At 72.0% G+C, this 14,018-nt stretch carries 14 protein-coding genes, 1 pseudogene and 1 riboswitch; of the genes and pseudogenes, 9 read left to right on the forward strand and 6 right to left on the reverse strand.

Features of this window, described 5'->3' with window-relative positions; all coding sequences use genetic code 11:
* Positions 1 to 922, reverse strand: a 922-nt coding sequence (locus tag RZ84_RS36105; protein ID WP_078894553.1) for a helix-turn-helix domain-containing protein, incomplete at its 3' end; no start/stop codon positions are given.
* A gap of 71 nt (positions 923 to 993) precedes the next feature.
* On the opposite strand from RZ84_RS36105, the gene RZ84_RS04565 reads away from it, so the two are divergent.
* From RZ84_RS04565 to RZ84_RS04580, 4 genes are all read left to right on the forward strand, one after another.
* A complete protein-coding gene (locus RZ84_RS04565) occupies positions 994 to 1,407 on the forward strand; it encodes a cupin domain-containing protein (protein WP_078893574.1) in 414 nt (137 codons plus the stop codon).
* A 432-nt stretch (positions 1,408 to 1,839) separates the two neighbouring features.
* Complete coding sequence (locus RZ84_RS04570) at positions 1,840 to 2,922, forward strand: ATP-binding cassette domain-containing protein (RefSeq protein WP_078893575.1); 1,083 nt, start codon at positions 1,840 to 1,842, stop codon at positions 2,920 to 2,922.
* On the forward strand, positions 2,919 to 3,719 hold the full coding sequence (locus RZ84_RS04575; protein ID WP_043263189.1) for an ABC transporter permease: 801 nt from the start codon (positions 2,919 to 2,921) through the stop codon (positions 3,717 to 3,719). The genes RZ84_RS04570 and RZ84_RS04575 overlap by 4 nt, the downstream gene beginning before the upstream one ends.
* 201 nt (positions 3,720 to 3,920) lie before the next feature.
* Positions 3,921 to 5,168, forward strand: a complete 1,248-nt coding sequence (locus RZ84_RS04580) for a cytochrome P450 (protein WP_043263190.1) — start codon at positions 3,921 to 3,923, stop codon at positions 5,166 to 5,168.
* A gap of 268 nt (positions 5,169 to 5,436) precedes the next feature.
* Here the strand turns inward: RZ84_RS04580 and RZ84_RS04585 are convergent, their stop codons facing one another.
* Entirely contained in the window at positions 5,437 to 6,909 is a 1,473-nt protein-coding gene (locus tag RZ84_RS04585) for a DUF5685 family protein (RefSeq protein ID WP_043263191.1), read from the reverse strand.
* Between the two features lie 292 nt (positions 6,910 to 7,201).
* Between RZ84_RS04585 and RZ84_RS04590 the strand changes: the two genes are divergently transcribed.
* On the forward strand, positions 7,202 to 7,666 hold the full coding sequence (locus RZ84_RS04590) for a hypothetical protein (RefSeq protein ID WP_043263192.1): 465 nt from the start codon (positions 7,202 to 7,204) through the stop codon (positions 7,664 to 7,666).
* A 100-nt stretch (positions 7,667 to 7,766) separates the two neighbouring features.
* Here the strand turns inward: RZ84_RS04590 and RZ84_RS04595 are convergent, their stop codons facing one another.
* Positions 7,767 to 8,606 carry a bifunctional 5,10-methylenetetrahydrofolate dehydrogenase/5,10-methenyltetrahydrofolate cyclohydrolase gene (locus RZ84_RS04595; RefSeq protein WP_043269160.1) on the reverse strand — a complete coding sequence of 280 codons (840 nt, stop codon included), beginning with the start codon at positions 8,604 to 8,606 and terminating at the stop codon, positions 7,767 to 7,769.
* A 54-nt stretch (positions 8,607 to 8,660) separates the two neighbouring features.
* Positions 8,661 to 8,748: riboswitch (ZMP/ZTP riboswitch) on the reverse strand.
* Positions 8,749 to 8,813: 65 nt separating this feature from the next.
* Positions 8,814 to 9,845, reverse strand: coding sequence for a hypothetical protein (locus tag RZ84_RS37870; RefSeq protein ID WP_157878765.1), 1,032 nt, complete (start codon positions 9,843 to 9,845; stop codon positions 8,814 to 8,816).
* Positions 9,846 to 10,020: 175 nt separating this feature from the next.
* Between RZ84_RS37870 and RZ84_RS04605 the strand changes: the two genes are divergently transcribed.
* From RZ84_RS04605 to RZ84_RS04615, 3 genes are all read left to right on the forward strand, one after another.
* Positions 10,021 to 10,431, forward strand: a complete 411-nt coding sequence (locus RZ84_RS04605; RefSeq protein ID WP_043263193.1) for a hypothetical protein — start codon at positions 10,021 to 10,023, stop codon at positions 10,429 to 10,431.
* 282 nt (positions 10,432 to 10,713) lie between these two features.
* Positions 10,714 to 10,941, forward strand: coding sequence for a hypothetical protein (locus tag RZ84_RS04610; protein ID WP_043263194.1), 228 nt, complete (start codon positions 10,714 to 10,716; stop codon positions 10,939 to 10,941).
* Between the two features lie 91 nt (positions 10,942 to 11,032).
* The gene (locus tag RZ84_RS04615) at positions 11,033 to 12,349 is read left to right on the forward strand and encodes an SPFH domain-containing protein (RefSeq protein WP_078893578.1); all 1,317 of its coding nucleotides are present in this window, start codon (positions 11,033 to 11,035) and stop codon (positions 12,347 to 12,349) included.
* Here RZ84_RS04615 and RZ84_RS04620 read toward each other — a convergent pair.
* Together RZ84_RS04620 and RZ84_RS04625 are read right to left on the reverse strand one after the other, a co-directional pair.
* Positions 12,346 to 12,834, reverse strand: coding sequence for a hypothetical protein (locus RZ84_RS04620; protein WP_157878766.1), 489 nt, complete (start codon positions 12,832 to 12,834; stop codon positions 12,346 to 12,348). The genes RZ84_RS04615 and RZ84_RS04620 overlap by 4 nt on opposite strands.
* Before the next feature lie 176 nt (positions 12,835 to 13,010).
* Positions 13,011 to 13,634, reverse strand: coding sequence for a TetR/AcrR family transcriptional regulator (locus RZ84_RS04625; protein ID WP_107068235.1), 624 nt, complete (start codon positions 13,632 to 13,634; stop codon positions 13,011 to 13,013).
* Positions 13,635 to 13,843: 209 nt separating this feature from the next.
* Here RZ84_RS04625 and RZ84_RS40570 point away from each other — a divergent pair.
* A pseudogene (locus RZ84_RS40570) lies at positions 13,844 to 14,018 on the forward strand (cytochrome P450); the annotation flags it as partial.

The following is a 14,018-nucleotide window of genomic DNA, read 5'->3' on the forward strand; positions in this document are numbered from 1 at the left end:
GGTAGGCGCCCGGTGTCGTCCCCAGGGCGCGCAGAAAACGCCTGCGGAGATTGGTGGCCGAGGAGAGGCCGACGCGTCGCGCGACGGCCTCCAGGGGGAGGTCGGTGGATTCCAGCAGCTCGCGGGAGGCGGCGATGCGCTGGGCGAGCAGCCACTGCCCCGGACTGGCACCGAGCTGATCGGCGAACCGGCGGGCGAGGGTACGGGCCGACACCCCTGCGTGCGCGGCCAGTTCCTCGACGGTGAGTGACTCGTCGAGCCGTCCGGCCGTCCACTCCAGCAGGGGCGCGAGCGTACCGTCGATCTGGGCCGGGTGCGGCGGTGCCGAGTACTGGAGCTGCCCGCCCTCCCGGTGCGGCGGCATGACCATGCTGCGGGCGACCTGCGCGGCGTACCCGGCGCCCTGGTCCGCGCGGACGAGATGCAGGCAGAGGTCGATGCCCGCGCCGGAGCCCGCGCTGGTGGCCAGGTCACCGTGGTCGACGTACAGCACGTCCGGGTCCACCCGCACGGCCGGGAACCGGTCGGCCAGTTGACCCGCCCGCGCCCAGTGCGTGGTGGCCCGCCGCCCGTCCAGCAGCCCGGCGTGGCCCAGTGCGAAAGCGCCGGAGCAGATGCTGACCAGCCGCGCTCCGCGCCCGTGTGCGCGGCGCAGGGCCGCGACGACCGCGGGCGACGGCGGCTGCTCCGTGGTCAGCCACCCGGGGATGACGACGGTGTCCGCCCGGTCGAGGGCGTCCAGCCCGTCGGTCACCAGCATGTCGTACCCGGCGAGGGTCGGCACCGGACCGGGGTGTTCCGTACACACCCCGAAGGCGTACCGGGACGGGATGCCGCGCCGGGCGATCCCGAACACCTCGGCCGCACAGCCGAGTTCGAAGGTCGACTGCGGTGGGTGGACGAGCGCGACCACATGATGCATGGCAGGAAAGTACCTCGGCATGTCTTTTCTGACACTCGGCGGGTCGGCGGCGGCCCGCCAGGCTGGTCCGCATGACGAACCAGCAGATGCAGCAGCGGACTCAGCACGCCACCCAGCGGCCGATGACGGAAGGGGCCGCCGGACGGACGGCGGAGCGGACCCGGGAGCAGGCGCCCGGCTACGTGTGGTCCGCCGTGCAGGACGCCCCGGTGCGGGAGATCTTCCCCGGCATCCGCGTCCGCCCACTGTGGACCGGGGACGACGGCGCGAAGGCCCAGGTACTGGAGATGGATCCGCACACCTGCTGGGAGGGCGTCGACGTCCACGAACCGGGGCCCGAGGAGGTCTACGTGGTCTCGGGGGTCTTCCACGACGGTGAACGGGAGTACCCGGCCGGGTCGTTCCTCCACGCGCCCGCGGGTTCCTGGCACATCCCGCAGACGACGACGGGCTGCACGCTGTTCGTCTTCTATCCCGAGGGCTGAGCCGCGTCCGACGGTCGCGGGCCCCGGACCGCGGACCGTTTGGACCGGCGATGGGGGACGAGAGGTGGCGATGGGGGACGAGTGGTGCGGCCCGCACCGGTCGGCAGAGGGAGGCCGGCCGGTGCGGGCGCCTTCGTCGGGGAGGGCCGACGTCACGGATACACAGATGGCACCACGGCCTGGCGCACAAGTATCCGCAGGTCACAGGCGTTCCACCAGCCGTGACGCGCCACCTGGGCCACCCGTGACACCACTACGGCATTGATGATGGCGCCACATGTGTGCCATGATGGCGCCACGGACCTCGCGCCACCGCGGATCCGCCGGCGAGCAGCGCCGGCAGCCCGCTCGGCGGCACACCCGGCACCGCCCGCACGGCAGAGCAATGCCCATCCGAAGCGTCATCTCTCTCCGCAGAACAGAAGAGTCGTCATGGCAGACATCGCCGCGGCTTCCTCAGCCGCACCTCCCTCCGCAACCGCCCTCGCCCCCGCGATCAGAGCCGTGGGACTGCGCAAGTCCTACGGCGACAAGGTGGTGCTCGACGGGATCGATCTGAGCATCCCCGAAGGCACGGTCTTCGCCCTGCTGGGGCCCAACGGCGCCGGCAAGACCACCACCGTGCAGATCCTCTCCACCCTGATCCCGGCGACCGCCGGCCAGGCCCGGGTCGCCGGCCACGACCTGTCCCGCACGCCCGACGCCGTGCGCTCCCGGATCGGCGTCACCGGCCAATTCGCCGCGCTGGACAACCTCCTCACCGCCAGGGAGAACCTGCTCCTCATGGCGGACCTGCACCATCTCCCCCGCCGCGAGGGCCGGCGGCGCGCCGCCGAACTCCTCGACCGCTTCGCTCTGTCCGAGGCGGCGGCCAGGCCCGTCGCCACCTTCTCGGGCGGTATGCGGCGCAAGCTCGACCTGGCGATGACCCTGGTCGGCGAGCCGCGCATCATCTTCCTCGACGAACCGACCACCGGCCTGGATCCGCGCAGCCGCCGCACCATGTGGGAGATCATCCGCGGTCTGGTCACCGATGACGGTGTCACCGTCTTCCTCACCACGCAGTATCTGGAGGAAGCCGACCAACTCGCCGACCGTATCGCCGTCCTGGACCACGGGAAGCTGGTCGCCGAGGGCACCGCGGAAGAGCTCAAGCGGCGGATTCCCGGGGGCCATATCCGCCTCCGGTTCGCCGATCCCGGCCGCCTGGAGTCGGCCGCCGCCCTCTTCGCCTCCGCGGCGCCCGACAACGAGGCACTCACCCTCCAGATCCCCGGTGACGGCAGCATCCCCACGGTGCGGGCCGTCCTGGACGCCCTGGATTCCGCGTCGATCGCGGCCGAGGCGCTCACGGTGCACACCCCCGACCTCGACGATGTCTTTCTCACCCTCACCGACCGGCCCCGGTCATCCGACCGCACCGCATCGCAGGCGGACCCGCGGACCGCTCAGCGGCCGCGAACCGCACAGCGCTCCCAGGACTCCCGCAACTCCCGGACGGAGGAGGCACGATGAGCACTTCCGCATACGTCGTGCGCGACTCCATGACGATGCTGCGGCGCAACCTCAAGCACGCGCAGCGCTATCCGTCCATGACCGTCTCGCTGGTCGCCATGCCGATCCTGATGCTGCTGCTGTTCGTCTATGTCTTCGGCGGGGCGCTCGGCCACGGCATCGGGGTGCCGGGCGGGGCGAACGGCCGTGGTGCGTATGTCGACTACGTCGCCCCCGGCATCATCCTGATGACCGCGACCTCCGGCGCCGTAGCGACCGCCGTGTCGGTCTGCACGGACATGACCGAAGGCATCATCAACCGCTTCCGCACCATGGCGATCGCCCGCGGCTCCATCCTCACGGGCCATGTGGTCGGCAGCGTCATCCAGACCCTGATCAGCCTCGCCCTGGTCATCGGGGTGGCGCTGGCGGTGGGCTTCCGCCCGCACGCCACCCCGCTCCGGTGGATCGCCGCACTCGGCCTACTCACCCTGCTCGCCTTCGCCCTCACCTGGCTGGCGGCTGCGATGGGGCTGGCGGCGAAGACCGTCGAGTCCGCGAGCAACGCTCCGATGCCGCTGACCTTCCTGCCCTTCCTCGGCAGCGCCGTCGTACCCCCGGAGTCCATGCCCACGGGGCTGCGCTGGTTCGCCGAGTACCAGCCGTTCACCCCGATCAACGAGACGCTGCGGGGTCTGCTGATGGACACTCCGATCAGCAGCGGCAGCGCGACAGCCTCCGTCGCCTGGTGCGCCGGCCTCGCCCTGGTCGGCTACGTCTGGGCGCTGAGGATCTTCCGCCGCTCGGCCAAGCGCTGAACGACGCCCCAGCTGCGGCTACTTGCCGCGGCTACTTGGGGCACGCAGCGGCACCACACGCTGCGCCGTACGGTACCGCCCCGCACCACGCGCCAACGCGTCCACTCCTTCCGCCCCTCGCACTCCTGCACTACTGCACGCCTGCACTCCTGCACCGCGCACTCCACGATCCGCACTCTGCACTCTGCACCGGAGGACACCATGAACCACGAACCCTCTGCACCGCGTTCCGGCCCGGCCCCGCTCGACGAGCTGCCGGTGACCCGCCCCACCGGATGCCCCTTCGATCCGCCCGCCGAGCTGGCCGACCTGCGCGAGGAGCAGCCGCTCCGCCGCATGCGCTACCCCGACGGGCACCTGGGCTGGCTGGCCACCGGCTACTCCGTCGCCCGAGCGATAGCCGCCGACACCCGCCTCAGCTCGCGCTACGAGCTGATGCACGTCCCCTTCCAGGGAATAGAGGGAATGGACGGCGTCACCCTGCCCCCGGCACCGATCGGCGACCTCACCGGGATCGACCCGCCCGAGCACACCCGCTACCGGCGGCTGCTCATGGGCAAGTTCACGGTCCGGCGGATGCGTGAACTCACCACCCGCGCCGAGGAGATCACCGCCGAGCATCTGGACGCCATGGAACGCCGCCGCGCGAGGGTGGACTCGGTGGACCTCGTGGAGGCGTACGCGCATCCCGTTCCGGCGCTGATGATCTGCGAACTGCTGGGTGTGCCCTACGCCGACCGCGACTCCTTCCAGCACCACGTGAGGGCGGCGGCGACCTCCTCGGACGGGTCCGTGGAGGACCAGTACGCCGCGCTGGCCGCGCTTCAGGAGTTCGTCCGCGGGCTGGTCGTGGCGAAGCGCGCCAAGCCCACCGACGACCTGCTCAGCGACCTGACCGCCACCGACCTCACCGACGATGAGCTGGCCGGTATCGGCGGCTTCCTCCTCGGCGCCGGTCTCGACACCACCTCGAACATGATCGGGCTCGGCACCTTCGCGCTGCTGACCAACCCGGAGCAGGCCGCAGCCCTGCGCGCCGACCCGGGCCTGGCCGACCAGGCGGTCGAGGAGCTGATGCGCTACCTCACCATCGCCCATACCGGCATCCGGGCAGCACTCGAAGACGTCGAGGTGGACGGCCAGTTGATCAAGGCGGGTGAGTCGGTCACCATCGCGATCCAGGCGGCCAACCGCGACCCGCACCGCTTCCCCGACCCGGACACCCTCGACCTGCACCGCAAGGCCACCGGTCATCTGGCCTTCGGTCACGGCATCCACCAGTGCCTGGGGCAGCAACTCGCCCGCGTGGAAATGCGCGCCGCCTTCCCGGCCCTCTTCACCCGGTTCCCGACACTGCGGCTCGCCGTCCCGCCCGAGGAGGTCCCGCTGCGTACCGACATCACCCTCCACGGCGTCCAGCGGCTCCCCGTCACCTGGGACGCGCGATAGCGCCGGAGCGCCGGGGACCGTCCGCGACCACGCGCCACGAGCGGGCACGCACCACGAGGAAAGACGCGCGCAAACACACGAGGGAGCGCACCAGGGAACAGCCGCCCACCGTACGGGCGGCTGTTCCGCATCGCGCCGGCGGCAGGTCAGATGCCGACGGCCGCCCCGTACCGGATCACACCGGCCGCAACGGAGCGCTTTTCTCCCGCGCTCCGGAGCCGACGGCAGGCCCCGGCCCGGCTGCCCGGGGAGCCGGGCCGGCTGCCGGTCAGCAGTCGCAACAACTGCAGCAGTCGCAGCAATCACAGCCGCCATTGGCGCACTCGCAGCAATCACCGCAGCAGCGGCAGCTGTTGCAATTACTGGTGCCGCAACAGGTGTCACCGCAGTCACAGGCGTGGCAGCAGCCCTCACGCGTCTTGCGCGACCAGGGACCCTCGAACTCCGAGGAACAGCACACCTTGCAGGTGCAGCACAGCCCGATGGCCAGCGCACAGCCCTCCCAGAAGCCGCGGGGCTGCTTCGGCTCCTGCGGGATGTGCGGCATCCCGCCGCCCCCGCCGCCCGGTCCGCCGCCGTAGCCGCCGCCCTGGCCACCGGGCGGCACCGGACCTCCGCCGCCGTACGGGTTCTGCTGGCCGTCATACGGGTTCTGCGGACCGTTGAGATGCTGCTGCCCGTCGACGTACGGCCCACCGGCCGGCGGCTGGCCGTACTGGGGCGGCTGGCCGGATCCGTTCCCGTTGCCGTACGGGTTCTCGTAGGGGTTCGGGTTCCCGTAGGGATTACCCGGGTTGCCGTACGGGTTCGGGTTCCCGTACGGGTTCGGGTTGCCGCCCTGGCCGTCGTACGGTCCCGGCGCCCCGTAACCCTGGTGGGAGCAGCGGGCCGTGCCGAAGGCGCGGTCCACCGACCGGCGCAGCTCGTGCACCAGCAGGACATGCACCAGCTTGGAGTCGGTGAACTCCACGTCGCGCAGCGCCAGTCGGATGCCGTGCAGCGCGTCGTCGCACAGCCGGCGGGCCTCCGCGAGGTCGGCGCCGGTGGCGGTGATCGGGTTCCAGGCGCCCTCGGCGGCGTCGGACGTGCGGTCCTCCACGGCGTCGAGGAGGTGCGCCAGCCGCCCGAAGAGCCGCCCGGCCTCGGCCAGCGGTGCGGCGTTGCCCGGCCGGCCCGCCAGCACCGCGGTGTGCGCGAAGGCCGCGGCGGTCGCCGTCTCGGTGGGTTCGGTGATGACCGTCAACGGCGTTCCCGGCCCGGCCAGTCCCTCGATGCCCACCTGCCGGTCGACCGCGTCCACGAGAACGGCGGTGTCGAACCCGAGCGCGGCGCCGGTGCGCGCCCCGGCCCGGTCCCATCCGGCGGCGACCCGGCGGGCCGCGGCGGCCATCGGGCGACGGCGCAGCATTCCGTTCCCGTCGGCGACATGGTCGCGTATCTTCGCCGAGGCGAGGACGAGGGAGACCGACGCCGCCAGCCGCGCGCCCTCCCCCTTCGCCACCGAGGCGGTCCGCATGCCGCGCAGCGGGCAGGGCCCGGCGGTACGGCGCCGGAGGTCCGCCTGGCCGGACTGAGCGTCCGTCAGCACGGAGACGATCAGCCCGTCGTAGTTCGTGACGATGCGGGCGAACTGCCCATGATCACCGCGCAGCGCGAGGCAGAGACCGCACAGATGGGCCATCCACTCCGCCTTGAGCCCCTGGGACAGGCGGTGGGCACAGGGCCTGACGATTCCGAACACGTGAAAACAAACCCCCGAGAGACTTCGACATGGGCCGGCTGCGGCAGCGCATCGTATCCACCTCACCCATGACCTGCGCGCTCGGCCCACGTACGGAGGTGCTGCGGGCCCCACTTGCCACAACATACCCTCGTCGTCCGGGTCATGGCTTCGGTACCCGGTTGCCGGATCCGGCCAACGCCCGTCCCGATTCCCGCTCTTTTCACTCTTTCCACTGATACCGGAGGTTCATCCCGTGATGGGAGCATGACTCCGCTCAAGTGGCAGGCAGTACAGGGATATTGGGAGAGCTATGAAGACAGTGGGATATCTGGCCGCCTCCTGCGCCGCGGGACTGGCGCTCGGCGCGGGACCCGCGCTCGCCACGGGAGCCGCGGCGGCGCCCGCGGCCATCGGCGCCGGCGCCACAGGGCACCAGCACCGAACCCCCCTCCCCATCGGCAGGGGCAGAGTGCTGACCGGCGCCGACAACGGCCACACCGTCACCGTCCACCCCGGGGAGACCGTCACGGTCCGGCTCTACGGCCGCCGTTCCCGCGGCGTCACCTTCGCCTGGAGCGCCCCGAGAGCCGACAACTCCGCGGTCCTGCGGCAGACCGACGGGGGTACGACACCGACAGGCGACGCCGGCGGCCGATTCCGCGCCGGCCACCGCGGCACGGCCGCGCTCAGCGCACGGCGCACCTGCCGCGCCGGCCGCGGTCACGTCTGCCCGCACGTGATCATCCCGTGGCGGGTGACGGTCAAGGTGACCTGAGGGAAGGCCGGTTGTCCCCGTGGAGCCGTCCCGGCACCCGCCGGAGCCAACGGCGCCCCGGCACCGCCCCCCCCCCCCGAGTGCCATCACCCGTTCCCCGTCAGACGGCCGTCGCCCCCAGTTGCCGGGCCGCCGCGTCGACGGTCTGGGTGAGCAGGGTGGCGATGGTCATCGGGCCGACGCCGCTGGGAACCGGCGTGAGCAGGCCCGCGCGGGTGACGGCCGAGTCGAAGTCGACATCGCCGATGTTGCCGGGGTTGTAGCCGGCGTCGACGACGACCGCGCCGGGCTTGATGTGGTCCCCGTGGAGGACGCGCGGGCGGCCCACCGCGGCGATCAGGACATCGGCCTCCCGCGTGATGGCGGCGAGGTCGGTGGTGCGGGAGTGGCAGTAGGTGACCGTGGCGTCGCGGCCGAGCAGCAGCATTCCGACGGGCTTGCCGAGGATCGCGCTGCGGCCGACGACGACCGCGTGCTTGCCGGCCAGCTCGACGTCGTAGTGGTCCAGGAGGCGCATGATGCCGCCGGGTGTGCAGGACACGAAGCCGTCCAGGCCGAAGCTCATCGCGGCGAAGGAGTGGCAGGTCACGCCGTCGACGTCCTTGGCGGGGGCGATCGCCTCGAAGGCGGCACGCTCGTCGATGTGCGGACCGGCCGGGTGCTGGAGCAGGATTCCGTGAACGCCGGGGTCCGCCGACAGTTCGCCGATCGTGTCGACGAGTTGGGCCGTCGTGGTGGCGGCCGGCAGCGCGATGTGCCGGGAGCGGATGCCGGCCTTCTCGCAGCGGGCGCGCTTCATCCGCACATAGGTCACGGAGGCCGGATCCTCACCCACCAGCACGGTGGCCAGACACGGGGCCCGGCCGGTCTGCCGGGTGAGGGCCGCGGCGCGCGCGGCGGCCTGCTCGACCATCCGGCGGGCGAGTGCGCTGCCGTCCATGAGGCGGGCGGTGGACGATGTGGTCTGCGGCACGGTCTGCTCCTGAGCGTCGTACGGAATCGCCCAGGCGCACGGCACGGACCACGGAGGCCGAGCCGCTCCCCGGTGGTACTCCACCCAAGCGCCGGTCACGGCTCCGGGCCACTGTAGGCGATGGACGGACGCCGGCCGCCGGCGGTGCGGCGGGGCACCGTTCCGCCACCGCCGTCAGGGGCCCGGCTGGCCCGGCGTCGAGGGATGCGGTGAGCTGGCGGCCTCCCATTGGCTGAGGATGCCGTCCCAGTCGTGCTGGGTGACCGTGACGGCGCTGGGATCCCAACCGGGGGGCGAGGGGACCGGCGCCGGCTGGGGTGTCCACGCGGCCTGCGGATCGTGCGGTGTCCAGGGGGCGGTGTACTGGTGCGGCATCCAGGGGGTCTGCGGCTCGTAGGGCGGAAGTGGCGGGTGCTCCTGGCGGGGCAGCGAGGTGGTGTCGGGTTGCTGTTGAGCGGGTGGGATGTCGGCCATGCGTCGGTGGCGGCCGATGCGGTCCGAGGGCGGACGGTGGTGCAGGCGTGGCTCGGAGGCGAGTTGATGGGCTCTGGCGGCCAGGATGCTGACGTCCAGACCGAGTTCGGCGGCGAGCGCGCTGAGATCCACGCCGTTGTGCCGGCTGTTCACGAGGACCGCGTCCAGGGCGGGCGACCAGGCCGGTTCCCCGCCGGGCGGATGCGTGGGGGTGGCGGCGTACGGCTGCTGGGTGGGGCGGGGCGGGACGTACGAGGCGGAGTCGGCGTAGTTGGGGTTGGGCGGGGCGGCGGACGGGCTTCCGCTGAACGTGCCCGTGCGGCCGGCGCCTGCGGCATTCCCCATGACCCTTCTCGCGGTGGCGGATGCGGAGCTGGCGGCGGATGCGGCGGCACTCGTCGCGGCGGACAGTACCGGCTCCGCTTCGGGGGCTTCGGCCGGAGGGGCGGGGCGGCGTTCGCGGGCGGACTCCTCCAGCAGGCTCTTGGCCACGGCGCGGGCGTCGTCCTTGCCGACCGTGCGGCGGGCCAGGCGTACTTCGCGGGCGTCGAGTCCGAGCAGATCGGCCACCACCTCGTCGCTGCCCACGGTCACCGCGAAGGCGGCCAGGGTCCGCGAGCGGCGCGCCTCGGCCTCGTCGAGGAGTCCTTGCGTCCGGCGGACCTCGTCATCGCTGCTGCAAAACGCCTGGGCGAGTACCGCGTGGCGCTCCCACAACTCCCTCGGTTCCATGTCAGCGACAACGCTTTTTAGCCGAAGTTGGTCCGGTTCACGATGAGAGATCACTGTAAGGGGTGATATTCCTTGGAAGGAGGACGGTGCTTTGGGGTGTTATGCGGCGGAGCATCCAAGGGCGCTCCAGAGTGTATGCAGTGACCATCTGATGGAGTGAATCGTTTCTACGGCCATGAGTGCTCCCTCGTCCGTCACCGTCGCCGGTCATGGTCAGACCGCCTTCATCCCCAGCCCCGTGATGAACCACCCTCCGTTCCCCGCGGCGGGACCCGTCCCCGTACCGCCGCGGATCACCGCGGAGGTGCGGATCAATCCGGAAGTCCTGAGACAGACGCCCGTGTACGCGGGCCTGGTGAAAATCTGGGCGGAGCGGTCCGCCACGGTGCCCGGAGTCGCCGATCCGGAGTGGCAGCGGCTGGTCTCCTACCGGGCGCTGATGGAGGAGACGGAAACCGCGCTGGCGGCGCTGCGTCCGCACCGGGCGCCGGATGTGCTGCCGTCCCGCCGGCCGGTGCCCGGTCCGTCCCTCTCGATCGAACTCGCGGCGCCGCGCGGCCCGTTGCGGCCGGTCGTCCACCATTGACGGTGCGTCGGCGGGCCCCCGGCCGTAGTGCGGCGCGGCTGCGCGATCTCGGTGAACGACGGGCGGTGAGCGCGGAGGCCGCCACGGCCTGATACGGGGGATCGCCGGCGAACGTGATCGTCTCCCCGTCCCGGGAGGGCTGTGGCGCGCCGCCGGAACGTACTCCGGCCGGGCCTGCGCGGGCCCGGCCGGAGTACCGTTGAAGGGTGGAAACGTCCGGTTTCCGCGCCGGGGACGGGTTCGCGTCATGGTCACGGTTTCGGGCGAGAACGGAGAGCTCGGGTGAGCGCGCCGGATGAGGTGGACTTCAATCCGATCGGGGTGATCGGGCGGGTGACCGTCTCGATCCCGAGCGACGGGCCGGGCGAGGTGCTGCTGCCCGTGCGGGGCGGGAGCGAGGCGTTCGCGGCCTGGTCCGGCGGCCGGCCGATCGCCCGGCACACGCAGGTGATCGTGACGGACCGGACCTCGGCACGGTCGGTGATCGTCGTGCCGCTGCCCGCCCTCTGACCTCCCTGCGCGCGGCGTCGCGCGCGCTTCCGGCACCGCCCCGTGCACCAGCCCCGACCGAGGCCGGTCCGACGAGACCAGGAGCCTTGCGATGTTGTTCTGGCATGTACCGGCGCCCAATGAGGCGCTGTTGATCTCCGGTTCGAAGCGCCGGGCCGGGGACGCGCAATTCCGTATCGTCACCGGCCATGGCTGCTGGGTGATGCCCGTCAAGCAGAAGGCCAGCGTGCTGTCGCTGTCGTTGCGGGAGTCGGAGATCTCCGAGGACTGCGTCACCCAGCAGGGGATCCGGCTCGCCGTACGGGCGGTGGCCGTGTTCAAGGTCGGCGATGATCAGGCGTCCATCGCCAATGCCGCCCGGCGGTTCCTGGACGAGCAGCGGAGCATGGAGGAGCTGGTGGGGCGGATCTTCGCCGGCCACCTGCGCTCGATCGTCGGCGGGCTGACCGTCGAGCAGATCATCCGGGAGCGGGACCGGGTCGCGCAGGAGGTCAAGGAGGGCAGCCACTCGGAGATGGAGAAGCTCGGGATCGTCGTCGACGCGCTGCAGATCCAGGAGATCGGCGACACCTCCGGCTACATCACCAATCTCGCCGCACCGCATGCCGCCGCGGTGGCCAGCGCCGCGCGGATCGCGCAGGCCAAGGCGGATCAGGAGGCGACCGAGCGGGAGCAGCAGGCCGCGGCGCTGAAGGCGGAGTACGAGCGGGACACGGCGATCAAGCGGGCCGGGTTCCTGGCGGAGACCGAGCAGTACAACGCGCGTGCGGCGCAGGCCGGTCCGCTGGCGCAGGCCAGGGCCTCGCAGGAGGTCATCGAGGAGCAGACGGCGCTGGCGGAGCGGCAGGCGGCGCTGGCCGCCCAGCGGCTGGAGGCCGAGATACGGCGCCCGGCGGACGCGGAGGCGTACCGGCTGCGCACGCTGGCCGAGGCGCAGCGGGACCGGGTGCGGTGCGAGGCGGACGCCCGTGCGTACACCGAACGGGAGGTCGCGCGGGCGCGCGCGGATGCGAACAGTGCGCTGGCGACTTCGCTGCGGGACGGCAACCAGGAGCTGATCGCCGCGAACCGCACGGTCGAGAATCTGCCGGCGCTGGCCGAGGCGGCGGCGAAGGGGATCTCCGGGTCCCGACTGACGGTGCTGAACGGGACGGACGGGGTGAACGACATCGTCTCGGGGATCGTCGGCCAGGGGCTGGCCATTCTCGGCAGTCTGAAGACGGTGACGGATGCGGAGCGCGGCGCGGGGGCAGCGGGCGCGGCCGGGGCGTCGGGGCCGGAGGACGGGGACCGCGCGACGGCGGAGGCCAGGGCGCCGATGAGTGACGGGGCGGGGAGCCCGGTCATGCCTGTGGGCCCGAGTCGTCGACCCGAGCCCACAGACGCGACGACGCGACGGGAAGGCTAGACGAGTCCGAGGACACCGAGGCCGAGGAGGCCGTCGCGGCCGAGACCGTTGCCTTCGTTTTCGGGGCGGGCCATGTCCTCGCGGTGCCCGCGGTCGCTGCTGCGGTCGTTGGCGCGGCTCTCATCTTCACCGCCGCGGCTCTCATCGTCACCGCCCCGGCGGCCCTCGTCGTCACTGCGGCGGCCCATGTCGTCACCGCGGCTGCCGTGGTCATCGTCGTCGTAGCGGCGGTGCTGGCCACCACCACGCCCGTAGTCGTCGTCGCGGCGGAGGTGATCACGCCGGTTCTCGCCGCTGCTGCCGCCGCCGTGGCCGTGGTGGCGGGCCTGGGCATGGTGGCAGCGGCTGTGCGCGTTGTGCGCGTGGCACATGGCGGTGTGGGCGTGGTCGTGGGGGGCCGCGGTCGCGGCGCCGGTCATCGGCACCGCCAAGGCAGCCGCGGTCAGGCCGGCCACCGCGAGCCCACGAGGAATCGAACGAAGCATTCTTCCACCTTTTCTCGGCTGTTGTGCAGAAAAAGAGCATTCTCTGCATACGGGAAAATAAGGCGGAATACGGACAGCGGTGTCAGCGACCCGCCGGGGGATCACCGGAACGCGGCACCGATTGGGACAGGGGCAGGAGGCCGGCGGCCATTGCAGCGACGGGACCTGGCACGCCGTCAGCGGCCCCCCTCCGACCCCTCCCCCACGCCGTCCGCCGGCAACCCCTCCAACAGCGTGCCGAGCGCGCCCACCACCAGTCGGCAGACCGTGTCCGGGTCGGCGCCGGCCAGCGGCTCCTTGCCGACCACCACCCGCATCAGCCCGATACCCAGCAGCCAGGACAGCGCCAGGTCGCCGCGCAGATCGCCGTTGTCGGCCCGGGAGAGGGTGGCCAGCACATCGGCGTACTCGTCGCCCAGGCCCTTGAGGGCCTCGGAAATCTCGTCGCTGCCGCCGATCGAGCGCAGGCAGACCTCCAGCGAGCGGTCGGCGCCGGGGCCGCGGCCCTCGCCGAGCATGCCGCGGAGCGCGACCTCGAACAGGTGCTCCGCGGGGGTGGTGCGCAGCTGCTCGTGGCCGCCGCGCGCCATGACCTCGCCGAAGAGGGCCTTTTTCGAGCCGAAGTAGCGGAACAGCAGGGCCTGGTTGACTCCCGCGCGGGCCGCGATGTCGCGTACCGTCGCGCGCTCGTAGCCCCGTTCCGCGAACAGGTCCGATGCGGCGTCGAGCAGCAGCCGCCGGGTGCCCCGGGCGTCCCTGCGGTGCTCGCCTCCGGTGCCGCCGTGCGAGGACTCCGCCATCGCCTCCCCCATCGCCACGCGCCACTCCCCTTTCCGCCGGCCCGCCTCGGGCCCGCGATCGTCCGACATGACCCCCGCCATGATCCGTGCTGGACCGCGCTGCCCAACATCCCACAGCCCGTCACGATGGCGGCCACAAATGATCGTTGACCGCTCCGGGAGACCGTCCTACCGTGATGTAAGCAGGTGCTTACACAAGGGAGGTCACCGTGACCACGGCCGATACGGCACCACTCACCTATCCCTTCAACACCCCTGAGAGCCTTGACCTTTCGGCGGAGTACGAGCGGGCGCGCAGCCGGCCCGGGCTGCTGCGGGTCCAGATGGCATACGGCGAGCCGGCCTGGCTCGTCACGCGGTACGCCGAGGCCCGCCCCGCCCCCG

The sequence above is a fragment of the Streptomyces sp. CT34 genome (genome assembly GCF_000805335.1).
In the GTDB taxonomy this organism is placed as follows: Bacteria; Actinomycetota; Actinomycetes; order Streptomycetales; family Streptomycetaceae; genus Streptomyces.